This is a genomic window from Pseudomonas sp. PvP027 (genome assembly GCF_017833005.1).
GTDB lineage: Bacteria > Pseudomonadota > Gammaproteobacteria > Pseudomonadales > Pseudomonadaceae > Aquipseudomonas > Aquipseudomonas congelans.
Genome location: NZ_JAFIBK010000001.1, coordinates 5,100,859 through 5,123,749 on the forward strand (window position 1 = coordinate 5,100,859; position 22,891 = coordinate 5,123,749).

A 22,891-nucleotide genomic window follows, 5' to 3' on the forward strand; every position below is an offset into this window, starting at 1 on the left:
TTTATCAAGGTGGCCCCAGGCTGCGGTGACTCAAGTCACGAGGAGGGCGCCCAGTGACCGCACCATTCCTGCAGGTGCGCCTTGTCCAGCATCCGGTTTTGCAACACTTCGCGCCTCAGCTCATCCCCTCGCTGCGCTGACTGCTCGGGGTGATCGATATGCGCTTCTATTGCTGCGATCCAGGCCGACGGAGCCTCGCTGACAGCGGTTACCGGCAGGTTGCTTTCAGCGCACAGGCTGTCGCTGCAGATGACCGGATAGCCACACGCGCCCAACGCCAGCAGGGAAGCTGCGCCTTTGCTCTGGCTCAGCAGATTAGATCTGGCCGGCACCAGTACCAGATCCAGATTCAGACTGGCCAGTGCGCCTGGGAATAATGCTCCTTCCACCGGCGCGCGCAATTCGTGGATATAAGGCCGCAGCCAGCGGGAACAGGGGCCCATGATGACCCACTCGACGCGGTCGGCCAGCGCTTTGATGACCTCTGTCAGCATCAGCAAATCATCCAGTCCGGACACTTCCCCGACCCAGCCTACACGAGGTTTGGGCCGCGTCTGACGTTGGCTCTGCAGGTTCAGCCAGACGCTCGGATCAAGTCGGTCCTCGATGACCCGCACATCGGGATGCGAATCTCCCAGCAGCTCGGCCAGCGCCTGGGTCGGCACTGTCACCCGATCAGCCCGCGCCAGCCCGTGACGCAATGACGCCTGCACCGCAGCGAGTGGCGGGGCGCCCTTGGCGATTTCAGCGTAAGCCGGATACTCCGGCAGGTCGTAGACCACCCGGGCATTGGTATGGTCCTTGATCGCGTTGATGCTGGCGATCAGGCTATCGTTTACCGGCCCCTGAATGACCACGGCGTCGGGGCTGAGCCTGGCGATCTCCACGAACGGGAGTGGCGTATGGCTGATGACGCCGTCTACCTTGCACTCGGTACGCAGGTTTTGCACAACGGCACTGATGCGATTGCCGGCAGCCCCGTGATTGCAGGGCTGAGCGAGAACGACGGGCAGCGGACGGTGGGTCAGCGGTCGCCAGCTCAACTCGGGGTTGCTCAGCGGTGCAAAGCTTTTGCTCAGGTCCAGGTTCCTGTTGTAGGCAGGGTCCCAGGCCATGTAGTGCAGCCACCGATGGGAGAGCGCGCGCGTCGCGAAGTCCAGGGCTTCGGCGTCGAACAGCGCGTCGTTCGGGCGCAGCGCAACGATGGCGTGTGGTGTCCAGACGACCAGGTGGCCGGTGCTGCGCGCCTTGAGGCACAGGTCCACATCATTGAAGTGCAGAGGGAACAAGTGCTCGTCCAGCCCTTGCACTTGTTCATGCACCGACTTGCGAATCATCAGGCAGGATCCGCTGACAGCACTGTAGTTCTGATCGGTTTCCAGGCGCTGCACATCGCTCGCGGACGTTGCGATATCACTGGCAGTGACAGGGGCAGCGGTACCATTGAGGCCCACGATGATCCCGGCCTGTACAACATTGCCATCCGTGGAAACAAGCTTCGCGCCGACCACGCCGACTTCAGGTCGCTGTGCATGGTTGAGCAGGTGGTCGAGCCATTCCGGCTGGATGATCAGGGCGTGGCTGTCCAGCATCAGCAGGTAGTCGCCCAGCGCGTGCGCGGCAGCAGAGTTGAGCAGCGCCGACGGACTTAATGTCTGCTCGTGGCGAATGACGCGGATACGCTCCGATTGCATCGAGTCGATGTTCGCCAGCCATTCCCGGGTCTGTGCCGACTGGCTGTTGTTGTCACAGATCAGAATTTCATAGAACGAGTACGCCGTGTTTTCCAGAATGCTTTCCACGCAGGGCAGCAGCGTCTCCAGCGTGTCATGCGAAGTGACGAGAATCGACACCAGAGGCTGATCCACATGGCCGTAATCGATCCGGTAATGTCCCGATTCCAGGGCATGTACCTGACTGCCTGCGTAGCCGCGTGTGTGCAGATGGCGTTGCACGGTACGCGCCTGATCGTAGTTGTCCTGTGCCTGCCACATCGGCGCGATGATCATGGGCTCGGAAGAGTGAGCAAATTCGGTAAAGCCCGTATCCTCGATCATGCGCAGGATCAGGTCGAGCTCGATGGCCTGCGCATGGTCTGGATCGAAGCCGCCCACTGTCAGGGCTTTTTCCCGGTTGAACAGCCAGTTACGGCTGGTGGCCGACGGGCAGGTCAGCAGATAGTCCAGGCTGAAGTCCGGTCGAAACGCCAGATTGGCACCTGCCTGTGCGTGCAGGGTCACCTCGTCGCCGAACACGGCGCAGGCTTCGGGGGCTTCGATCATTTTCAGCACGGCACACAGCAGGCCGCTCTGGGTGAAGGTGATGCCTGCGTCGACCAGAATCCACCAGGCATGGTCGTTTTCCTGCATCAACTCGTTGATGACCGTTGCGCGGTTTTCCACGCTGGCCTGCAGCCAGGGCAACTGAGCCTGCAGTGGCGTCTGCTGGTTCCTGTCGTAATCGGCGAGGACAAAGACCTTGAGTTTGTCGAGCAGCGGCGCATCCGATGCCAGGCTTTGCAGCGTACTCAATACGCTCTCGGGTTGCTGATTGAAGTCCGACACGACGATGGCAATCGCCGGGCCGCCATCATGTTGTTGCAAGTGCTCGGCGAGCAGCGCGTGCTGTGCGGGGGTAGGACGACGGTGACCCAGCCATTGGGCGGCACGGGTATTGCGAACGGTGGCTTCGGGCCTTCTGTCGAAATACGCCAGCAGGTCCATCTCCTGAACATTGTCGCGCTGCGCCAACGGCGCGATTCTGACTTTGCCATTGAACTCGTCAGGCCTTACCCAGCCCAGTTCGCGGGTCAGCCTGTAGTGGTTGGCGTGACCGTCGCGAGAAAGATGAGGGCTCGTGCGCCCCAGTTCACTGGTTTGCTGATCTGAAACCCTGAAGTACGACAACGGTCGCGCCAGCATTGCCAGGTTACCCTGACGAAGCAGCTTCAGATAAAGCGCAACGTCACCCAGACCCCAGACGAAAACGCCTTTGAGCGACATGATTTCCTGACCGAACGCGAGCACGTCTTCGCGGCGGCACATCACCGAAGCCGGTTCGCCGATGAAGTTGACCGGGTGTTGAGCCAGAAACGAGACGAGCTGCGGCCCGTCAATGACGACGTTCTGGCCGAAGGGGTAAGCGGTGTATATGTTGTCGGGCAGCAGATCGCCATTGCTGTCGATCCGTTTGCGCACTGCCGACACCAGCTTGATATCCGGGCTGTCATGCAGCACATCGAACAGCAGGCGGACACAGTCTGGCAGCAGGATGTCGTCGTCATATAGGAATTTGATGTACTGACCCTGCGCCAGGCTGATCGCTCTGGCGTTGTTGTATTCCTCGCCCAGTGGCGTCTCGTTCCTGAAGTAACGGATCGGCCAGCGGCTGCCCGGACTGAGCTTGTCGACAATGGTCTTGATGCCTTCGTCGCGGCAGTCGTCAGTGATGATGATCTCGATTTCGTCATGATTCTGCCGGAGTGCGCTGGCAAGCGATGCTTCAAAAAAAGCAGGCTTGTAAGCCGGAATAACAATACTGACCAGACGTGAAGAACTCATCGCATTACCACGTGTGCAAAATGTTGAAAAAACCAACTGTTCAGCGCAGTCGGCATCCTTGATCGATAGCTGAAGTCAGGCTTTTCGGCCTATGTACAAGACCGACTGTTCGGTAATGCCATGCTGCTTGAATACGCCCTCGCCGAATGCTCCGGTACCGAGGGCATCGACGTGAAAACCGGCCTGTTCGAGGCGTGCCAGAAAGTCGTGCCGGGCATACATGCGCACATGATCGTCCTGACCGAAGCGCGCCCAGCGTTCGTCGACACTGGGTTCATCCGGGTCTTCATCGGTTTCGGTGGCGGTCAGCAGAATCGGCACCATCAGGATTGCAGAACCACCTTTGGCCAGAACGCGATAGAGCTCGGACATCGCCTTTGCATCGTCACGTACATGTTCAAGTACATGTGAGCAGACGATCAGATCGAAAGACTCATCGGTGTAGAGGTTCATGTCCATGATATCGACCTTGTCATCTGCCATGGGCGAGAACAGGTCGGCGGAGCGATAGCGGGCATTGGGCAGGCTACGCAGAAACCCGGACAGCACCGGCGCCGGTGCGATATCCAGTATGCGTAACACTGTGCCGTCAGGGTTATTCAGCATGTGCATGGCATACAGTGCGTAAAGCCGGTCGCGATCCGAGGCCGCGCATTCCGGGCAGCTGTACTGGCTGACATTCAGGGTTTCGTAGTCTTCCATCGAGTAATGAACGTTCAATCGATGGGCTGTTTCCAGGTAGCTTCTTCCCAGCGGATAGAAGTTCGGAAAACGACAGGAGCAGACCGGGCACGTGCGCATTAGCAGTTCTCTTTGCTGGCGTTGACGATCACATTCATCACGCTGTCGAAGGCTTCATCCGTCAGGCTGTCGAAGATCGGCAGGCACAGGATCTGGCTGGACAGGCCGCTCGCAACGCTGAGGCGATCGGGTTTTGCCGACTCCAGGCCCCGGTACATCGGGAAGGTGGAGATGAGCGGATAGAAGTAACGGCGCGCGAGGATATTGTGGTCGCGGAACCGCTGGTAAAGGTCATCGCGGGAAATCGCGAAGTCTTCGGTAACCAGCACCGGAAAGTATGAATAGTTGTGTTTTTCGGTGCTCTTCCAGAGGATTTTCAGGCCCGGGATGTTTGCCAGCGCATCGCGATAGCGCTCATCGATACGCTGCCGCTTGAGTAGCGCTGCATCGATGTACTTCAACTGGAGCAGGCCAAACGCGGCGTTGATTTCACTCATCTTGCCGTTGATGCCCGGCGCGACCACCGTGACCTCGTCGGCGAAACCGAAGTTTTTCAGGTAATCGATGCGTTGTTTGGTCTTGGCATCCGGACTGACGATGGCGCCCCCTTCGAAGGTGTTGAACACCTTGGTGGCGTGAAAGCTCAGGACCGACAGGTCACCGTGATTCAACAGGCTGTGCCCGCGATGCTGTACGCCGAAGGCGTGGGCAGCGTCGTAGATGACCTTCAGGCCGTAACGATCGGCGATCTGCTGGATCCGGTCGACGTCGCAGGGTATGCCGTAGCAGTGGACGGGCATGATCGCCGTGGTTGCCGGGGTAATGGCTTCTTCGATTCGGTCCGGGTCCAGGTTGTAAGTGCCCGGATCAATGTCGACGAAAACCGGCGTCAGGCTGTTCCAGAGCAGCGAATGGGCGGTTGCGACGAACGAGTAGGGCGTGGTGATGACCTCGCCCTTGATACGCAGCGCCTGGATGGCGGTCATCAGCGCCAGGGTGCCGTTGGAAAACAGCGAAAGGTGTTGCACGCCCAGGTACTCGGCCAGCTCCTTTTCCAGCTGCTGGTGAAACGGACCGCCGTTGGTGAGCTGACGACTTTCCCATATCTCTTCGAGGTAGGGAATGAACTCCTCCAGAGGCGGTAACAGAGGACGAGTTACGGGAATCGGTGCGCTCATGGAGGGGTCTCTGCTCGTATTTATCCGATTGCTGTTCGAAAGGGCATCAGCTTCAAAGGCTTCCCTGTCTGAAGTCGCCATTGACATAAAAATGACAGTCGAACTGTTGTGATCCTGGTACACAGCAAGAACCCGGCCAAAACCACTTTCGCCAGCGCGTGCAGTGGTTACGTCGTGATCGTGTTCACGGAGTCTTTTCAGCGCTTGAAATCCTGAACGTCCGCTGCGTATTTTGTACGGGTTGCCGCCACGCGGCCTGGACGATGACAAAGGATTGACCATGACACGCAATGACCCCCATTCGCCTGCGCAGCAGCTGATGGGCATTGATGAAGTGGAGTGCGTGACCCCGGATTTGAACGGTGTGCCGCGCGGCAAGGTGATGACGGCTGAAGGATTTCTCGAGGGCCGTCGTTTGCAGCTGGCGCGCGGCGTGTTGCTGCAATGCATCATGGGCGGGTATCCGCCGGCGCGCTTTTACGGCAGTGATGACGGCGATCTGGCGCTGATCAGTGATCCACAGCAGCTCCACCGTCTGCCCTGGAGCACGTCGCCGCGTGCCTTGGCCATCTGTGATGCGCAGGACCTCGATGGCCAGCCATGCATGCTCTCCACCCGCAATCAGCTCAAGGCAGTCATTGCCCGTTACGCCGCACGGGGCCTGGTGCCAGTGGTGGCCACCGAACTTGAGTTTTTTGTCTTTGCGCCCAATCCCGAGCCGCTTTATCCCTTTGAGCCGCCGACAGGGCTGGACGGACGACGCGAACAGGGGCATTCGGCATTCAGCGTCAGCTCCAACAACGGTTTGCGACCTTTCTTCGCCGAGGTGTATGCCTGCATGGCAGCGCTGGGGCTGCCGCGTGACACCGTGATGCACGAGATGGGTGTCAGCCAGTTCGAGATCAACCTGTTGCATGGCGATCCGCTGCTGCTGGCCGATCAGACTTTTCTGTTCAAGCACCTGCTCAAGGAAGTCGCGCTCAAGCACGGGCTCATCGTGGTGTGCATGGCCAAACCGCTCGCCCATACGGCGGGCAGTTCGATGCATATTCATCAGAGCGTGGTGGCATCGGAGACCGCAATGAACGTCTTCAGTGACGCGCAGGGTGAGCCGACTGACCTGTTTGGTCATTTTATTGCTGGTCAGCAAGCCTGCATGGCGGACTTCACCGCGCTGTTCGCGCCCAATGTGAATTCCTATCAGCGCCTGTGCCACCCTTACGCGTCACCCAATAACGCTTGCTGGTCGTACGATAATCGCGCTGCCGGATTACGCATTCCATCGAGTGCAGCGGCGGCCAGAAGGGTGGAGAATCGTCTGCCGGGCGCTGACGCCAATCCTTATCTGGCCATCGCGGCAAGTCTGGCGGCCGGGTTGTACGGCATCGAGCAGCAACTGCAACCGACGCCGCCCCTGCAGGGCGAACTGGAGGTGCCGGAAGAATTGTCGTTGCCGTGTACCTTGCACGCTGCTTTGGAGCGTCTGAAAAGCAGTCAGTTGGCCAAGGAACTGTTTGGTCATGAATTCATCGAAGGCTACATCGCGTCGAAGACCCTGGAACTGACCAGTTTTTTTGACGAGATAACCCCCTGGGAACGGCGTGTGCTGGCTGCTCAGGTTTAAGAATCGCAGTGTCGGGCTCGCCCAGTCGGGCGACTCCCTATTTTTGGAAAGTTGATGCGCCAAATCTGGAAGTCCTTTCGAGCGCTTTATTTTGCCTCGTTGATGATGTTGATCGGCTCAGGTCTGCTGAGCACTTATCTTGCGCTGCGCCTGGCCGCCGATCAGGTTGACAGCCTGTGGGTCGGTGCGTTGATGGCGGCCAACTACTTCGGTCTGGTGCTGGGTGGCAAGATCGGTCACCGCCTGATCGGCCGTGTCGGTCATATTCGCGCCTACGCCACCTGTGCCGGCATCGTCGGTGCCGCGGTGCTCGGGCATGGCCTGATCAGCTGGTTGCCAGCCTGGCTGGTGCTGAGGGTGATCGTCGGTCTGGGCATGATGTGCCAATACATGGTCATCGAGAGCTGGCTGAACGAGCAGGCGGCCGCCAAACAGCGCGGCATGGTCTTCAGCGGCTACATGATCGCGTCCTACCTGGGGCTGGTGCTGGGTCAACTGGTACTGGTGGTGCACCCGCAACTGGGGCCTGAACTGCTGATGCTGGTGGCGATGTGTTTCGCTCTGTGCCTGGTGCCGGTCGCGATGACCCGCGCGATTCACCCGGCACCGCTGCATCCGGCACCACTGGAGCCGCGCTTCTTCATGAAGCGTGTGCCGCAGTCGTTGACGGCGGTACTGGGCGCCGGTCTGATCATCGGTTCGTTCTACGGTCTGGCACCGGTCTACGCCGCCGAGCAGGGGCTGTCCACCGAGCAGGTCGGTCTGTTCATGGGCTGCTGCATTCTGGCCGGGTTTCTGGTGCAGTGGCCGTTGGGCCTGCTGTCCGACCGCTATGACCGTTCTGTACTGATGCGTATCTTTGCCGCCGCCCTGGTGGTGGCGTCTTTGCCGCTGGCGGTGTTTCCCAGCGTGCCGGTCGAGGTGCTGTTCGGTGTCGGTTTTCTGGCCTCGCTGATGCAGTTCTGCCTTTATCCGCTGGCAGTGGCATTCGCCAATGACCACGTCGAGGCCGAGCGCCGAGTGTCGCTGACGGCCATGTTGCTCATGACCTACGGCATTGGTGCCAGTATCGGTCCCTTGGCAGCGGGTGTGGTGATGAAGCTGTTTGGCGGTCACATGCTGTACGCGTTCGTCTGTGGCGCTGGCGTGATTCTGGTACTGCTGATCAGGCCCAAGGCCGTCACTCACTTGCACCAGGTCGAAAACGCACCGCTGCACCACGTTGCGATGCCGGACAGTATGTCCAGCTCGCCGCTGGTGGTTGCACTTGACCCGCGTGTCGACGAGCAGGTGGTTCAGGAACAGATGCAGGCGACCGTTGAGCCAGAGCCAGAGCCGGATTCCGAGGTGGTGTCTGAAGCGGAGGTCGAGACGGAAGGCGAGGTTATGGCTCAGACCGAGACGGCTGCCGGAGCGGAAACCGCCGAAACCGCCGAAGCCGATGAGCATGAACGCGAGCGTGAAAGCGAGACCTGGAAGGCCTGAGGGGTAGAGGAGGGCAGCGCACGATTGCGGCCGTAACGCCGCAATCGTCGGGGATTTTCAGCTGAGTGTCAGAAGTCGTCGTCTTTGTCGAAGCGTCGTGCTTCACGCTGTAACTGATAGACGAAACGTTCGACCTGACGCTGCACCAGCCCACTCATATTGTGGAAGCGCACGCCGGCAAAGGTAGTGTTGATTCTTTCTTCGAAATGCAGATGGCGTAACTCGACAGGCGCAGTCATTGCACCGAAAGGCAGCTTGGCAACAAAGCGTTCGTATACCTGGCCCAATTGCATGCGATCGGACACGTCGCCCTCGAAGCGCAACTTGCAGCCGGTGGCAGAAATATCCAGCAGCTTGCCGGCCAGCGTGAACTTCAGGCGGTCACCGCCGATTTCGACGTCGACCAGTTGCGCCAGCTTCAGCGCGGCCCGGAATGCGTTGCGCCGCTGGTGATAAACCACTTCCTCAGGCATCGGACCACGGTACATGCGTTGACCGTCGGTGCTGAGGATGTCCATTTGCGCAGTACTTTCCCAGGCAATCCGCACGCCGTCGTGAAAGCCTTCGACACGGAAGGATTCGCCGTTGCTCAGAAAGCGTTCGCCATCGCGGGGGATCATTTCGTCGAGGGCCATGACGTTGTTGTCACGGTCGACTTCAAGCATATAGCTTTGAAAGCGCTGGGGGCGCTCATGAAAGGTAATGATCAGAGGATCATGACTCTCGAGTAGCAGCCGCAGGTTGGCGGCAATTTCCAAAGGTGTATTGAGAACCTTCGGGGGCTGCGGAGCATCGTCCGCGCTTGAGCCATTCACGTTCTTGAATCTCCAGGCAAAATACTACGGCAACGCAACATCAGGCATTCTGCCACCATGCACGAAACCTTGATACAGGAAGTTACGCCTGACTCAGAGGGCGTGGTTTTGCTCTAAGTGCAGTCGACCCGCGGCTGTCATAGAGTGTAGGCGTATCGCCACCGTTCAAGATGCGAAGCTGGTGAGCGGTACTGACCTGCTGCATCTGGATCAGACTACCATTGCGCTCGTTGAGCGTCTGGCATTCGTTGATCAACGTATTCAGTTCGTCGGCAGCCAGCAGCAATTGCTCGCCGATATCCGACTGCTCGGCCAGTTGCTGGAGACCACTGCGATTGGCTGACAGCCCCATGCCCGCAAGCACCTGGCTACGTTTGCGACCATGCTGATCGAGAAGAATGACCAGCGCCTGTTTCTGCGCCAGGACCTGCTCCATCTCGCCCATGTCGCGACCGTGGAGAATCAATGATTCGGCCTGCAACAGCTCATGGAGCTGTCGGGCCGAAACCATGTCGTCGTTGATCATCTGCAGCAAAGTCGTGTCTTGCATCGCATGCTCTGGTTTTTAAGCGTCCAGAATATCCAGCGCCAGCCTTGGCTTAGCGTTGGGTTTCGAAATTCAACAGTTTGCTGGCGACACGGTTGCTGTCCACTGTGTAACTACCGTCGGCGATGGCCTGTTTGAGCTCGGCAACGCGAGCACTATTGACGGTTGGCAGATCGGTCAGCTTGTCCGTGATTTTCTGCAACTGTTGAGCCTCACTGCTCAAGGAAAAAGTTTCCCCGGTGCTTTTGACACCTGCGGTGGCGGCAGGGGCTGGAGCATCGGTTTTGGCGGTGTCTTTACTGGCACTGGTACGTGAAGCACCGGCAACAGACTGTGAGTTGTTAAGGCGACTGAAATCTATGACCATGATTGAAAAAACCTCTGGGTGTTTGGACGCTTGCCTTGTTTTCGGCCAACCCCTATCAAACTTTAGGCTGATTTTGAGAAAGCTTCCCAATAGACGACATTTGCCGTCGGGCATTCCCCGCAGTCTAAAAAAAACACACCCTTCGCGCCACCATCAATGCATTACATAGCGACTTCCACCTGCCCTGGTCCGGTGACGCTTGCTTTGATCACCCGCTGGGAATTGAGGTTTTTCACCCGTATCTGTTCGTTGAAGCCTCCATCGGACATTGCTTCGCCGGGCATGCGAACCGCCAGCGAGCCGCTGCGGGCGATGATGACCACCTGATCGCCCTTGTGAACCATTTGTGGCTGTTCAAGCGCCACCGGGGTAATGACCTGGTCGATGACCATCTGTCGGACAACCTTCTGACCGACTGCCTGATCCAGCGACGCCAGAAACCCCTGGCCCAGGCTGCTGACATCGCGCTCGCGCATTGCAACGTCTTCTTCGGTGACGATCGCGTCACGCTTGAGCGGGCGCATTACCGTCACGACGTTGCGATACAGCAGCACCTGGGCGGGCACAAACACCGTCCAGGGCGAAGAACCTTCGCAGCGCACCCGTACGGTAACCCGGCCAACCGGGCGCGGACTTTCCAGTGTGGCTGTCAAATCCTTGTCGCAGGCACCCATCCTTAAACGCGGGTCGAGCTGCTTGACCTGTATCTCATGACGCCCGTCAATCTGGTTGGTTGCCAAATAGTCTTCTACTGTGAACTCAAGAAACCCTTGGGTGACGCCGATAAGCTGTTCAGGCAGTGTGAAATTCTCGGCACGAGCAAGGGTCACCGTGCTGGAAAGGCACAGCAGGGCGATTGCGCACAGAAGCCTGCGGGTTTCTAATGCGAGGTGTCGAGAAATTGTCGTCTTTGCGTTCATGACGTAATAAATAGCAAAGCCCGTGCCGCTTGTTGATCTGGTGTCTGGGCGGCGGTCATTTTGTAAGGGGGTTCGGCATGGCAGGTGTAATGGATTCGGTAAACCAGCGAACTCAGCTGGTGGGTCAGAATCGCCTAGAGCTGCTCTTGTTCCGTCTCGACGGCAAGCAGCTCTATGGGATCAACGTCTTCAAGGTAAAAGAAGTACTGCAATGCCCGAAACTCACCATCATGCCCAAATCGAGCAAGATCGTTCGGGGCGTGGCCAACATTCGTGGCGGCACGATCCCGATCATGGATCTGGCAATGGCGACAGGATCCACAGGCATGATTTCGCTGGTTAATTCCTTCGTCATCATTACCGAGTACAACACCAAGGTTCAGGGCTTTCTGGTGCATTCTGTCGAACGCATCGTCAACATGAACTGGGAAGAGATTCATCCACCACCCAAGGGTACCGGGCGCGATCATTACCTGACCGCCGTAACCCGGGTTGATAACCAGTTGGTGGAAATCATCGACGTCGAGAAAATTCTCGCCGAAGTCGCGCCGGTGTCCGAAGAAATCTCGGTTGGTGTAATTGACGCCGAGGTTCAGCACAAGGCTGTTTCCCTGCGTGTGCTGACCGTCGACGACTCGTCGGTGGCGCGCAAACAGGTGAGCCGCTGCCTGGAAACCGTCGGGGTGGAAGTCGTAGCACTCAACGATGGTCGTCAGGCGCTGGATTACCTGCTCAAGATGGTCGCAGAAGGCAAAAAACCTGAAGAAGAGTTCCTGATGATGATCTCCGACATTGAAATGCCGGAGATGGATGGCTATACCCTTACCGCAGCAATACGCAATGATCCCCGTCTGCAGAAGATGCACATTACTCTGCATACCTCGCTGTCAGGGGTATTCAACCAAGCGATGGTCAAGAAAGTCGGCGCTGATGATTTTCTCGCGAAATTCCGGCCTGATGATCTGGCAGCCAGGGTTGTTGCGCGGATCAAGGCAGCAGAATAACCAGCCGGGGGCGTCGTCCCTGGTGATTCACATGATTTGAGAGGCGGCACTTTGTCTACGGGTAATTTGGATTTTGATCAGTTCCGGGTATTTCTGGAAAAAGCCTGTGGCATCCTGCTTGGGGAAAACAAGCAGTACCTGGTGTCCAGCCGCCTCAACAAATTGATGGAGCAGCAAAGCATCAAGTCGCTTGGCGAGTTGGTCCAGCGTATTCAGACCCAGCCGCGCAGTGGCTTGCGCGAGCAGGTGGTCGATGCGATGACCACCAACGAAACCCTGTGGTTTCGCGATACCTATCCGTTCGAAGTGCTGAAGAACAAAGTGCTGCCCGAGCAGATCAAGGCCAGCCCCGGTCAGCGACTGCGCATCTGGTCGGCGGCCTGTTCGTCGGGACAGGAACCGTATTCGCTGTCGATGTCCATCGATGAGTTCGAACGTGCCAACCAGGGGCAGCTCAAATCGGGCGTGCAGATCGTCGCAACCGATCTGTCAGGCTTGATGCTCAATAATTGCAAGACGGGCGAATACGACAGCCTGGCCATCGGCCGCGGCCTGTCGCCGGATCGTCTGCAGCGCTTTTTTGACGTGAAAAGCCCGGGCCGCTGGGTGGTCAAGGCGCCGATCAAGAGTCGTGTCGAGTTCCGCTCGTTCAACCTGCTCGACAGCTACGCCTCGCTGGGCAAATTCGATATCGTGTTTTGCCGCAACGTGCTGATCTACTTCTCCGCCGAAGTGAAGAAAGACATTCTGCTGCGCATCCATGGCACGCTCAAGCCAGGCGGCTACCTGTTTCTTGGGGCTTCCGAAGCGCTCAACGGTCTGCCTGATCACTACCAGATGGTTCAGTGCAGCCCCGGGATCATCTACAAGGCCAAGTGACGCTCTGTCAGTTGTCTGTCATGAAAAAAGAGACCTTCGGGTCTCTTTTTTTGTGGGCGACTGAAACCAGCCCTTATCGTTTGCCCATTGGGTTCATGTGTGCGTTCTACTGCTGCTCACCAGTTTTGCAAAAGCGTTTGCTGCGGCACTCTGGTATCCGTTTTTACGCCGCAGCAGCGCAACCGTCCGCCCTGGCAGGGCAGGGATTGTCTGAACTTCGCGTAACCCAGGCTGCTCGCGAACGATGGCATCGGGAAGAATGGTAGCCATGCGGCCTTGGGCGACGACCTTGAGCAAAATGGCAATCGAGTTGGCTTCAAGGCCGACCGTCGGCTTGAAGTTTTGCGTCTGGCACCAGGTATCCAGCAGTTGGCGAGTGGCAAATCCAGGGGCCAGCAAGGCAAAGCGAAGCGCCTGCAGGTCCTCAAGTGTCAGCGCGACCTGAGTCTCGAGGCCAGGCTTGGCCATGACCAGGCACAGTTGTTCATCGAATAGAGGCTGGCCGTCTATCTCGACACCGTGACTGCCGGCAAAACCGATGGCCAGATCGAGCGCGTCACTGATCAATGCCTCGGTGATCTGCTCCAGGGGCAGCTCTGTGAGGATGATTGCCACGCCAGGATACAGCGCGCTGAAGCGATCGATCAGCGGCGCTATCAGGTATTCACTGAAGGTTGGCGTGACGCCGAGGCGCAATTGTCCGCGTGACAGATCGCTGACATCGTTGAGCGCACGCTTTCCGGCATCCAGCTCAAGCAGGCAGCGACGCGCGTGGTCCAGATACACACGGCCGGCATCGGTCGGCACGACACTGCGGCGGGTGCGGTCGAACAGTTGCACCCCCAGATTGCTTTCCAGTTGCCTGATCTGCTGTGACAACGCCGGTTGGGAGACATGCAGGGCCTCGGCCGCCCGGGTGAAATTGCCATGGTCAGCGACTGCCAGCAAATAGCGTATGTGGCGTAACAGCACGGCATCACCATAAGTCAGGGTTATGGCGATGATCATAAATCAGTCTTGGATCTTATGGTGATACTTACCGATGCTGTGGTTGACGTGAATTCATTCCGGAGGGTTACCAATGCCGCACAGCAATATTTCCAGGGCGCCGCGCCAGCATCTGACTGAACGTGTGTTGCAGGCCAAGACTGCAAAGAACCTGACCTGGGTGGGGCTCGCAGAAGGTACGGGGTTGAGCGTGGTGTATGTCACCGCTGCCTTGCTTGGTCAGCACCCCTTGCCGGAAGCGGTGGCCGAGGTGGTCGCCGAGCGTCTCGGGCTGGACCGGGACGCGGTCGCCGAACTGCAAACCATCCCGTTGCGCGGCAATGTCGAAGACGTCTCCAGTGACCCGACCATCTACCGCTTCCATGAAATGGTTCAGGTCTACGGCACAACGCTGAAAGCACTGGTGCATGAGCAGTTCGGCGACGGCATCATCAGCGCAATCAACTTCAAGCTCGACATCAAGAAAGTCGAAGACCCTGAAGGGGGCGAGCGAGCCGTGATCACCCTCGATGGAAAATTCCTGCCCTATAAACCGTTCTGAGGACGCTGAGATGAGTGATAAAGGAAGACCGCCATTTCCACCCTTTACCCTGGAGACCGCCATACAGAAAGTCCGCGGCGCCGAGGATGGCTGGAATTCGCGCGATGCGGCGAAAGTCGCGCTGGCCTACACCGAAGACACCTACTGGCGTAACCGCAGCGAGTTCGTCAATGGTCGCGCAGAGGCTCAGGCGTTCCTTGAGCGCAAGTGGCGCAAGGAACTGGATTATCGGTTGATCAAGGAACTGTGGGCATTTACCGATAACCGCATTGCAGTGCGTTATGCCTACGAATGGCACGACGACTCCGGCAACTGGTTCCGCTCGTACGGCAATGAGAACTGGGAGTTCGCCGCAAACGGCCTCATGCAACGGCGCTTTGCCTGCATCAACGATTTGCCGATCGCCGAGTCCGAGCGCAAATACCATTGGCCATTGGGACGCCGACCGGATGATCACCCGGGTTTGAGCGAGCTGGGTCTCTGATTGAAAGCGTTGTCCGGGCGGTGATTATCGAAAACCTCCCGGACTTTCATTCGGTGGATGGTGAGTCGGCGGCTGATGCGCTGTCGCCAAATAAGCTTTCATTACGGGTCAGAAGCTTGCCGATGAAATCTTGAGCGTCACTTTTGCCTTCAGCCGTATTGGTCAGGTAATTGAAGTCTTGATCAATCCAGCCCTGTATTTTGGATTCATAATTCTCCGGGTACTGCGCTTTTTCGATGGCAGGCAATCCTTTGAAATGCTCCAGAGATTCACCGAACGCGTTGTTGAGTTTCCCAGTGCTGTTATATTCCGCCATCGCCTTGGCCGCAAACTGCTGGCGCCACAAGGATTCCTGATTGAAGTCCTCAACCCACGCAGCTTTCTTCTCGTTTACGGTAAATGTTCCGCTTTCGTCGTAGGCGATCAGTGACAGTTGATCTCTAGACATGCCTGCGAAAGGATTCTCTCTACCGCCGTTTACGAATTGAGTTGCTTTCTTCGCGCGTGTCAGCAGTTCGGGATCAGTCGTGTCAGGCATCTCGGCATCATTTTTAGCCTTGTTGACGTCGTAGCGTCGGCCAATGATCTGGTCAAGCTGCTCAGCTGCTTTCGCCCCTAGTGCATCATGATCAAGGCTCGCATCTCTTGACGCCGCACGCGTCGCGCGTTCGCTGAGTTGCACAGAAAGAGAAGAAAGCTTGCCTGAGTCCTGCGTTTTGTTTGAGGTGGCAGAAGGGGGGCGGGGGGAGTTTGAAGTGGTAGATGAAAGTGAGTGGGTGCGTGCCGTAGCGCCAGTGCTGCCGTTCGTATTGACGGAGGTGACCAAAATAAAACTCCCTTTAATAGTAGACGTTCAAGATTCAGTGTCGGCAGCGCCTTCGCCTGAAAATATCGCGCTGTCAGGATCGAGGATTTTGTTCAGAAGGCTTTTATCATAAGCATTACCTTCAGTGGCGTGCGTTTTGTAGTTGAAGTCTTGATCAATCCAGTCCTGAAGTTTGGTTCCATAGCTGGAAGGGTATTGCGACTGCTCGATGGCTGGCAGCCCTTTATAGTGATCGAGAACCGATGTGTAAAAGTCAGTCAGCTTGCCGGTCTTACTGTATTCAGCGCTTCCTTCGGCTACAACTTGCTGGCGCCATACCCTCTCTTGGCGATAGGACTCCAGCCAGGCTGACTTTTTTTCGTTGACTGTAAAGTCGCCGCTTTCGTCATAGGCGATGAGTGAAAGCTGGTCTCGGGACATGCCGGAAAACGGGTTCTTTCCACTGCCAGTAACGAATTCAGTCGCGTTTTTTGCGCGTTCCAGGCGATCAGAATCTTTGCTTTGGGGGACTTCGGCATCGTGACTGGCTTTATTGGCGTCGTAACTGCTTCCTACCAGTTGCTCTGTCAACTGGCTGTTTTTTTCACTCAAGGCGTTACGGTCAAGGCTCGCATCTCTTGACGCCGCACGCGTCGCGCTTTCGCTGAGTTGCACAGAAAGAGAAGAAAGTTTGCCTGAATCCAGTTTTTCGTTTGAGGTGGCAGAGGGATCGCGGGTGAGTGGTGAGGTGGTGGGGGAGACCACGGCTTTTGCAGTGTTAATGCTCGGGTTACTGTTCTTGCCTATTGAGTCGACCAAGATGAAGCTCCTTTCTAATCCCTATTCCTTGTGCGCCTGAGTGTATCGGTCATTACCACGATCCTGTAGCGCAAATACAAGACGATTCACCCAAGCTACACCCCCATACTGGCAAAAAAACGGCACTCCCCTTGCCGCTTTGCCCCTCCACAGCGGAAATGCCTTGCCGCTTTTCTGGCATTGCCGCCTCGCCGCCGCCTGCAGACCCTGCAAACATTGGCTTTTACAACATGGCACGCCGATTGCTTTGTCAGTAACAACAGAATCAGGTCAACCGGCAAAGGTTTCCCGAAATGAGCATCAGCTTCGATAAAGCGCTAGGCATACATGAAAAGGCCCTCAACTTCCGGGCTCAGCGGGCAGAGGTGTTGGCCAACAACATTTCCAACGCCGACACCCCGAACTTCAAGGCTCGCGATCTGGAGTTTTCTTCGGTGCTGGCTGCCGAAACCGACAAGGCCCAGAACGGTCACTTCGCGCTGAACAAGACCAACAGCCGCCATATCGAAGCCGAGGGCATGGGCAATGACGACGGAACGCTGATGTATCGCACTCCGTCGCAGCCTTCGCTGGACCAGAACACCGTTGATTCCCAGGTCGAGCAGGCCAGCTACACCGAGAACGCCATGGGCTTCCAGGCCAGCTTTACACTGCTCAATAGCAAGTTCAAGGGGCTGGTTGCAGCCCTTCGCGGAGAATAATTCATGTCACTAGCCAATGTGTTCAACATTGCCGGTAGCGCCATGAGTGCCCAGACCACGCGTCTGAACACCACGGCCAGCAACATCGCCAACGCCGAGACCGTGTCTTCGAGCATGGACCAGACCTATCGTGCCCGTCACCCGGTGTTCGCCACCGTGATGCAGGGTCAGCAGTCGACCGGTGGTTCTTTGTTTCAGGATCAGGGCGAAGCCGGGCAGGGCGTTCAGGTCAACGGCATCATCGAAGACAGCTCGAACCTCGAAGCACGTTACGAGCCCAATCATCCTTCCGCTGACAAGGACGGGTATGTCTATTACCCCAACGTCAATGTCGTGGAAGAAATGGCCGACATGATTTCTGCCAGCCGGTCTTTCCAGACCAACGCGGAAATCATGAACACCGCTAAATCCATGATGCAGAAGGTTCTGACCCTCGGTCAGTGATAGAAGGCGAAAGTTATGGCCGTTGATAACACCTCAGCAACCAGCGTCTCATCGACGTTTCTGAATTCGCTGCAGAACCCGACGCCTACGGCGACGAATTCTACCGGCACGCTGGGCAAGGATTCGTTTCTGCAACTGCTCGTGACGCAGATGAAGAATCAGAATCCTCTGGACCCACAGGACAACACCCAGTTCGTGGCGCAACTGGCGCAGTTCAGCAGCCTCGAAAGCATGCAGAACCTGACGTCGACCGTTGACACGATTGCAACCAGTTACAAGTCGTCCCAGGCCTTGCAGGCTTCATCGCTGGTGGGTCGTTCAGTGATCATTGATTCGGGCAGCACCTCGGTCGACACGACCAAGGGTCTGACCGGTTCGATCGTGGTTCCGGCTGCAACCTCGGCGACAACGGTCAAGGTATACGACGCACAATCGAACCTGGTTGACAGTGTCGATCTGGGAGCCCAGGCCGCCGGCACGACCAACTTCGCCTGGGACGGTACCGATTCAAGCGGCACTGCGCTGCCCTCGGGTACTTACAGCTTCAAGGCGGAAGGCGCGGTTGACGGCAAGAACACCCAGTTTGCGACTTACCTGCCCGCCACGGTCAACAGCGTCACGCTGGGTGTCAATGGCGCGGAAACAATGCTTAACCTGGCCAGCGGCAGTGTTGCCCTGTCCAAAGTTCAAACCATCGGATTGTAGAGCCGCTACGGCGCAGGAGTGAAACATGTCTTTCAATATCGGCCTTAGTGGGCTCTATGCTGCAAACAAAAGTCTCGACGTTACCGGCAACAACATTGCCAACGTGGCGACCACTGGATTCAAAAGTTCGCGCATCGAATTCGCTGACCAGTACGCACAATCGATTCGCGGCACGTCGGGCGGCACAAGTGTCGGCAGCGGTGTTACCACGGCCGCTGTTTCTCAGCAGTTTTCCCAAGGCAGCCTGACCACCGGCACAGGCAATTCACTTGACCTGGCCATCAATGGCAATGGTTTCTTCATGCTCAGCAACAAGGGTGATTCGTTGTATACCCGTGCAGGCGCCTTCCATACTGACAAGGACGGCTACGTCGTCAACAGTTCGGGCATGAACCTTCAGGGTTATAACGTTGATGCAAACGGCACGGTCATGGTCGGCTCTTCCGGTGATCTGCGAGTGGACAGCTCCAACCAGCTGGCAAGTCCGACCAGCATGATTACCAACACTGCCAACCTCAACTCGACATCGGCCATTCCGACGGTCACTCCGTTTGATGCCACCAATTCCAAAACCTACAACGATACTTACAGCACCACCGTCTTTGACTCACAAGGCAACGAGCACAGGATGGAAAGCTATTTTGCCAAGAATGGTACGAATAGCTGGACCATGTACTCGCTGATTGACGGGCGTAATATCAGTAATCCGGCCAGCACGGTGCCTGATGCAAACAATCTGACGTTCGACTCTTCTGGGTCGCTGATCATCAATACCGGCACCACGCCGACTTCACCTTCGCCAAGCGCTAACGTGGCGGTCAACGCCGACGGCACTTTCAAGGTGACCAACTGGGTACCGGCTATTCAGACCGGTACGGGTAATTCGGCCACCTGGGGTCCCAACGGCGCTGCGGGTGTTGCTTCGGGTATCCAGCTGGACATGACGGCTTCGACGCAGACCGCTTCGGCAACAGGCCGTTCGGCGCAGGCGCAGAATGGCTACGCGGCAGGTCAGATCAAGGACATGAGCGTAGATGCCTCCGGTAAACTGTTCGCGTCTTACACCAATGGTCAGTCCAAGGTCATCGGCCAGGTTTCCCTGACGTCCTTTGCCAACGTGCAAGGCCTTGCGCCTGCTGGCGGGACCAACTGGCGCGAAACCTTCTCTTCGGGCATCCCGGGCACTGGCGCTCCGCAGTCGGGGACTCTGGGTTATGTCACCGGTCAGGCGCTGGAAGAATCCAACGTCGATCTGACGCTTGAGCTGGTCAACCTGATCAAGGCGCAAAGCAACTATCAGGCTAACGCCAAGACCATCTCTACGCAGAGCACCATCATGCAGACCACTATTCAGATGACGTAATAAGCGTCGCTGGTCAAATGGTAAAAAAGCCCCTGAAACAGGGGCTTTTTTGTGAGTGATCAAATCGAGCAGTCGGCCTTGATGAAGTGACCTTTCAAGCGTTTCCAGCCCGGGCCGGGACTGGTCTGGGCACAAACGATCCGACTGTCGCCCTGCCATTTGTAGTAATGCGCGGGAGCGGCCTGGGCGAGCAGGGCGAGGCTGGCTGCCGCGATGCCGACAATGCACACGCGAAAAGACATGGCGGTTCCCGATGAGAGCTGTGATGTCGGTCAGATTATCACTGTCGATCAGGCTGTCTGCGCGTACCTGCGAAGTTTTTTTGGCGTTGCGCGAGGTTTGGCGTGAGGTGGGCGGCAGTCCGCCGCCGCTATTGGCTGGCACTTTGCCGAGAGGCAGGCGACCGGTGCCTGTTTTTGCTGGCTAATCAAGCATTTGTATCGAGCCTGATAAGTTGGTTCAAAAATTGCTTTAACCCTTTCAGAACAGCTACAGGCGGCAAGCGTCTGTCGGAGGAGGAAGACTGTGGACAAGTTGCTTTACGTCGCAATGAGCGGTGCATCCGAAAACGCGATCGCGCAAAAGGCTCATGCCAACAACCTGGCAAACGTCTCGACCAACGGTTTCATGCGTGACCTTGAACAGGCCCGCTCGATGCCGGTGTTTGGCGAGGTCATGCCATCGCGCGCCTACGCCATGAGTGAGCGTCCGGGGACCGACTTTTCCGCCGGTGCCATGGTGCAGACCGGTCGTGAACTGGACATCGCCGTCAAGGGTGATGGCTGGATCGCAGTGCAGACGCCCGACGGCGGTGAAGCCTATACCCGCAGTTCCGGCATGAACATCGATGCTCTCGGCGTATTGCGCGACGGCAGCGGTTTGCCGGTTATGGGCAACGGCGGTCCGATTGCCGTGCCGCCTCAGCAGCAGATCGAGATCGGCGCCGACGGCACGATCAGCATTCGTTCGCTGGGCGAGAGTCCGCAGGTGATGGCACAGGTCGACCGTATCAAGCTGGTCAAGCCTGACCTGAAGACCATGGAGAAGGGCCCTGACGGCCTGATCCACACCAAGACCGGCAGGCCTGCCGACGCAGATGCCACCGTTCAGGTCGAGTCCGGCTTTCTGCAGGCGAGCAACGTCAATGCGGTCGAGGAAATGACTTCGGTACTGGCCTTGTCCCGTCAATTCGAATTGCACGTCAAGATGATGAAGACCGCCGAAGAAGACGATCAGTCTATGGCTCGCGTCTTGCAAATTGGCTAATCAATGACAGCTTGCGCCGACAAACCGGCGCTCGAGGAGAACACACATGCTTCCTGCACTATACGTCGCCAAAACCGGTCTTGCCGCTCAGGACACCAACCTGACCACCATCTCCAACAACCTGGCGAACGTCTCGACCACCGGTTTCAAAAGTGACCGTGCCGAGTTCCAGGACCTGTTGTACCAGATCAAACGCCAGCCGGGTGCCCAGTCCACTCAGGATAGCGAACTGCCTTCCGGCCTGCAGCTGGGTACCGGTGTGCGCATTGTCGGTACGCAGAAGAACTTCACTGCCGGTAGCCTGCAGACCACTAACAACCCGCTGGACCTGGCGGTCAACGGTCGCGGTTTCTTTCAGGTGACCCAGCCGGACGGCACCGTTGCCTACAGCCGTGACGGTACGTTCCACCTCGACGCCAACGGCCAGATCGTGACGGCCAACGGTTACGCCCTCGAGCCTGCGATTGTCGTTCCGCAGAATGCCCAGACCTTCACGGTCGGTCAGGACGGTACTGTGTCCGTCACACTGGCAGGTGCCACTGCGACACCGCAGATCATCGGCAACATCCAGACCGCCGACTTCATCAACCCGGCCGGCTTGCAGGCCATCGGCGGCAACCTGTACCTGGAAACCGGTTCGAGCGGCGCGCCGCAGATCGGCACCCCTGGCCTCAACGGCCTGGGCCCGACCCTGCAGAACACCCTGGAAAACTCCAACGTCAGCACCGTTGAGGAACTGGTCAACATGATCACCACTCAGCGCGCCTACGAGATGAACTCCAAAGTGATCTCGACCGCTGACCAGATGCTGCAAAACCTGACTCAGAACCTGTAAGTCCTTGATGTCGCTGCTCGTAGAACCGCTCAATCCGATGGGGCGCCTGATAAGCGCCTGTTACACCGCGAGGTTTCAAGTGTCATGAACCGCCTTAGTGTTCCGCGTTTTTCAGTGTTGATCGCTTCATTGTGCGGGATCACCTTGCTGTCCGGCTGTGTTGCGCCGACGGCCAAGCCCAATGACCCTTATTACGCTCCGGTGTTGCCGCGTACGCCCATGTCGGCGGCTGCCAACAATGGCGCCATCTATCAGGCCGGCTTCGAGCAGAACCTGTACGGCGACCGCAAGGCCTTCCGTATCGGCGACATCATCACCATCACGCTTTCCGAGCGTATGGCGGCGAGCAAGGCAGCCACTTCGGCAATGTCCAAGGACAGCACCAACAGCATTGGTCTGACCTCGCTGTTCGGTTCGGGTTTGACCACCAATAACCCGATCGGCGGCAACGACCTGAGCCTCAACGCCGGTTACAACGGCGCGCGGTCCACCAAGGGTGATGGCAAGGCCGCACAGAGCAACAGCCTGACCGGTTCGGTCACCGTGACGGTTGCGGATGTGCTGCCCAACGGCATTCTGGCGGTGCGTGGCGAGAAGTGGATGACCCTCAATACCGGTGATGAACTGGTGCGGATTGCCGGCCTGGTCAGGGCTGACGACATCGCGACCGACAACACCGTGTCGTCCACCCGTATCGCTGATGCACGTATTACCTATTCGGGGACCGGAGCCTTTGCCGATACCAGCCAGCCAGGCTGGTTCGACCGGTTCTTCCTCAGCCCGTTGTTCCCTTTCTGATA

At 57.6% G+C, this 22,891-nt stretch carries 24 protein-coding genes; 13 read left to right on the forward strand and 11 right to left on the reverse strand.

Going from position 1 to position 22,891, the window contains the following annotated elements:
• Positions 1-35: 35 nt before the first annotated feature.
• The 3 genes from JOE33_RS22205 to vioA form a co-directional block, all read right to left on the reverse strand.
• A complete protein-coding gene (locus JOE33_RS22205; protein ID WP_187625838.1) occupies positions 36-3,560 on the reverse strand; it encodes a glycosyltransferase in 3,525 nt (1,174 codons plus the stop codon).
• Positions 3,561-3,635: 75 nt separating this feature from the next.
• Entirely contained in the window at positions 3,636-4,361 is a 726-nt protein-coding gene (locus JOE33_RS22210) for a class I SAM-dependent methyltransferase (protein ID WP_054993997.1), read from the reverse strand.
• Positions 4,361-5,479, reverse strand: coding sequence for a dTDP-4-amino-4,6-dideoxy-D-glucose aminotransferase VioA (gene vioA / locus JOE33_RS22215; RefSeq protein ID WP_032611934.1), 1,119 nt, complete (start codon positions 5,477-5,479; stop codon positions 4,361-4,363). Before vioA ends, JOE33_RS22210 begins: the two co-directional genes overlap by 1 nt.
• A gap of 382 nt (positions 5,480-5,861) precedes the next feature.
• On the opposite strand from vioA, the gene JOE33_RS22220 reads away from it, so the two are divergent.
• Complete coding sequence (locus JOE33_RS22220; protein ID WP_163023317.1) at positions 5,862-7,103, forward strand: glutamine synthetase family protein; 1,242 nt, start codon at positions 5,862-5,864, stop codon at positions 7,101-7,103.
• A gap of 54 nt (positions 7,104-7,157) precedes the next feature.
• Positions 7,158-8,588, forward strand: a complete 1,431-nt coding sequence (locus JOE33_RS22225) for an MFS transporter (protein ID WP_054993998.1) — start codon at positions 7,158-7,160, stop codon at positions 8,586-8,588.
• A 68-nt stretch (positions 8,589-8,656) separates the two neighbouring features.
• Here the strand turns inward: JOE33_RS22225 and JOE33_RS22230 are convergent, their stop codons facing one another.
• The 4 genes from JOE33_RS22230 to flgA all read right to left on the reverse strand — a co-directional run bounded on the left by JOE33_RS22230 (position 8,657) and on the right by flgA (position 11,237).
• Positions 8,657-9,403 (reverse strand): flagellar brake protein, encoded by a 747-nt coding sequence (locus tag JOE33_RS22230; RefSeq protein WP_003316768.1) that lies wholly within the window; start codon positions 9,401-9,403, stop codon positions 8,657-8,659.
• An 82-nt stretch (positions 9,404-9,485) separates the two neighbouring features.
• The gene (locus JOE33_RS22235) at positions 9,486-9,953 is read right to left on the reverse strand and encodes a flagellar protein FlgN (RefSeq protein WP_122529230.1); all 468 of its coding nucleotides are present in this window, start codon (positions 9,951-9,953) and stop codon (positions 9,486-9,488) included.
• A gap of 49 nt (positions 9,954-10,002) precedes the next feature.
• Positions 10,003-10,317: a flagellar biosynthesis anti-sigma factor FlgM gene (flgM, locus tag JOE33_RS22240; protein WP_010428051.1), complete on the reverse strand. Its 315-nt coding sequence runs from the start codon at positions 10,315-10,317 to the stop codon at positions 10,003-10,005.
• A gap of 161 nt (positions 10,318-10,478) precedes the next feature.
• Positions 10,479-11,237 carry a flagellar basal body P-ring formation chaperone FlgA gene (flgA, locus tag JOE33_RS22245; protein WP_003417867.1) on the reverse strand — a complete coding sequence of 253 codons (759 nt, stop codon included), beginning with the start codon at positions 11,235-11,237 and terminating at the stop codon, positions 10,479-10,481.
• Between the two features lie 77 nt (positions 11,238-11,314).
• Here flgA and JOE33_RS22250 point away from each other — a divergent pair, with 77 nt between their 5' ends.
• Together JOE33_RS22250 and cheR are read left to right on the forward strand one after the other, a co-directional pair.
• On the forward strand, positions 11,315-12,241 hold the full coding sequence (locus JOE33_RS22250; protein ID WP_010428050.1) for a chemotaxis protein CheV: 927 nt from the start codon (positions 11,315-11,317) through the stop codon (positions 12,239-12,241).
• A gap of 51 nt (positions 12,242-12,292) precedes the next feature.
• On the forward strand, positions 12,293-13,120 hold the full coding sequence (cheR, locus tag JOE33_RS22255) for a protein-glutamate O-methyltransferase CheR (RefSeq protein ID WP_003347319.1): 828 nt from the start codon (positions 12,293-12,295) through the stop codon (positions 13,118-13,120).
• Positions 13,121-13,213: 93 nt separating this feature from the next.
• Here the strand turns inward: cheR and cynR are convergent, their stop codons facing one another.
• Positions 13,214-14,128, reverse strand: a complete 915-nt coding sequence (cynR, locus tag JOE33_RS22260) for a transcriptional regulator CynR (protein ID WP_010428049.1) — start codon at positions 14,126-14,128, stop codon at positions 13,214-13,216.
• Positions 14,129-14,201: 73 nt separating this feature from the next.
• On the opposite strand from cynR, the gene cynS reads away from it, so the two are divergent.
• Both cynS and JOE33_RS22270 read left to right on the forward strand, forming a co-directional pair.
• Complete coding sequence (cynS, locus tag JOE33_RS22265) at positions 14,202-14,669, forward strand: cyanase (RefSeq protein ID WP_010428048.1); 468 nt, start codon at positions 14,202-14,204, stop codon at positions 14,667-14,669.
• 10 nt (positions 14,670-14,679) lie between these two features.
• Complete coding sequence (locus JOE33_RS22270) at positions 14,680-15,153, forward strand: nuclear transport factor 2 family protein (protein WP_010428047.1); 474 nt, start codon at positions 14,680-14,682, stop codon at positions 15,151-15,153.
• A gap of 46 nt (positions 15,154-15,199) precedes the next feature.
• Here the strand turns inward: JOE33_RS22270 and JOE33_RS22275 are convergent, their stop codons facing one another.
• Both JOE33_RS22275 and JOE33_RS22280 read right to left on the reverse strand, forming a co-directional pair.
• Positions 15,200-15,979: a hypothetical protein gene (locus JOE33_RS22275; RefSeq protein WP_236274200.1), complete on the reverse strand. Its 780-nt coding sequence runs from the start codon at positions 15,977-15,979 to the stop codon at positions 15,200-15,202.
• Positions 15,980-16,006: 27 nt separating this feature from the next.
• Positions 16,007-16,777, reverse strand: coding sequence for a hypothetical protein (locus JOE33_RS22280; RefSeq protein ID WP_235810014.1), 771 nt, complete (start codon positions 16,775-16,777; stop codon positions 16,007-16,009).
• 293 nt (positions 16,778-17,070) lie between these two features.
• Here JOE33_RS22280 and flgB point away from each other — a divergent pair, with 293 nt between their 5' ends.
• Genes flgB through flgE form a run of 4 tightly spaced genes read left to right on the forward strand, consistent with a single transcriptional unit; the run spans position 17,071 to position 19,990 of the window.
• Positions 17,071-17,478 (forward strand): flagellar basal body rod protein FlgB, encoded by a 408-nt coding sequence (gene flgB, locus JOE33_RS22285; RefSeq protein ID WP_003316778.1) that lies wholly within the window; start codon positions 17,071-17,073, stop codon positions 17,476-17,478.
• Positions 17,479-17,481: 3 nt separating this feature from the next.
• Positions 17,482-17,922, forward strand: a complete 441-nt coding sequence (gene flgC, locus JOE33_RS22290; RefSeq protein ID WP_002554316.1) for a flagellar basal body rod protein FlgC — start codon at positions 17,482-17,484, stop codon at positions 17,920-17,922.
• Between the two features lie 15 nt (positions 17,923-17,937).
• Positions 17,938-18,627 carry a flagellar hook assembly protein FlgD gene (flgD, locus tag JOE33_RS22295; RefSeq protein ID WP_010428043.1) on the forward strand — a complete coding sequence of 230 codons (690 nt, stop codon included), beginning with the start codon at positions 17,938-17,940 and terminating at the stop codon, positions 18,625-18,627.
• Between the two features lie 25 nt (positions 18,628-18,652).
• Positions 18,653-19,990, forward strand: a complete 1,338-nt coding sequence (gene flgE, locus JOE33_RS22300; RefSeq protein WP_010428042.1) for a flagellar hook protein FlgE — start codon at positions 18,653-18,655, stop codon at positions 19,988-19,990.
• Positions 19,991-20,049: 59 nt separating this feature from the next.
• Here flgE and JOE33_RS22305 read toward each other — a convergent pair whose 3' ends face one another.
• The gene (locus JOE33_RS22305) at positions 20,050-20,232 is read right to left on the reverse strand and encodes a hypothetical protein (RefSeq protein ID WP_010428040.1); all 183 of its coding nucleotides are present in this window, start codon (positions 20,230-20,232) and stop codon (positions 20,050-20,052) included.
• Between the two features lie 283 nt (positions 20,233-20,515).
• On the opposite strand from JOE33_RS22305, the gene JOE33_RS22310 reads away from it, so the two are divergent.
• From JOE33_RS22310 to flgH, 3 genes are all read left to right on the forward strand, one after another.
• Entirely contained in the window at positions 20,516-21,256 is a 741-nt protein-coding gene (locus JOE33_RS22310; RefSeq protein ID WP_096102589.1) for a flagellar basal body rod protein FlgF, read from the forward strand.
• 46 nt (positions 21,257-21,302) lie between these two features.
• Positions 21,303-22,091, forward strand: a complete 789-nt coding sequence (gene flgG / locus JOE33_RS22315) for a flagellar basal-body rod protein FlgG (RefSeq protein ID WP_002554310.1) — start codon at positions 21,303-21,305, stop codon at positions 22,089-22,091.
• A gap of 84 nt (positions 22,092-22,175) precedes the next feature.
• Positions 22,176-22,889 carry a flagellar basal body L-ring protein FlgH gene (gene flgH / locus JOE33_RS22320; RefSeq protein WP_010428035.1) on the forward strand — a complete coding sequence of 238 codons (714 nt, stop codon included), beginning with the start codon at positions 22,176-22,178 and terminating at the stop codon, positions 22,887-22,889.
• Positions 22,890-22,891 lie beyond the last annotated feature (2 nt).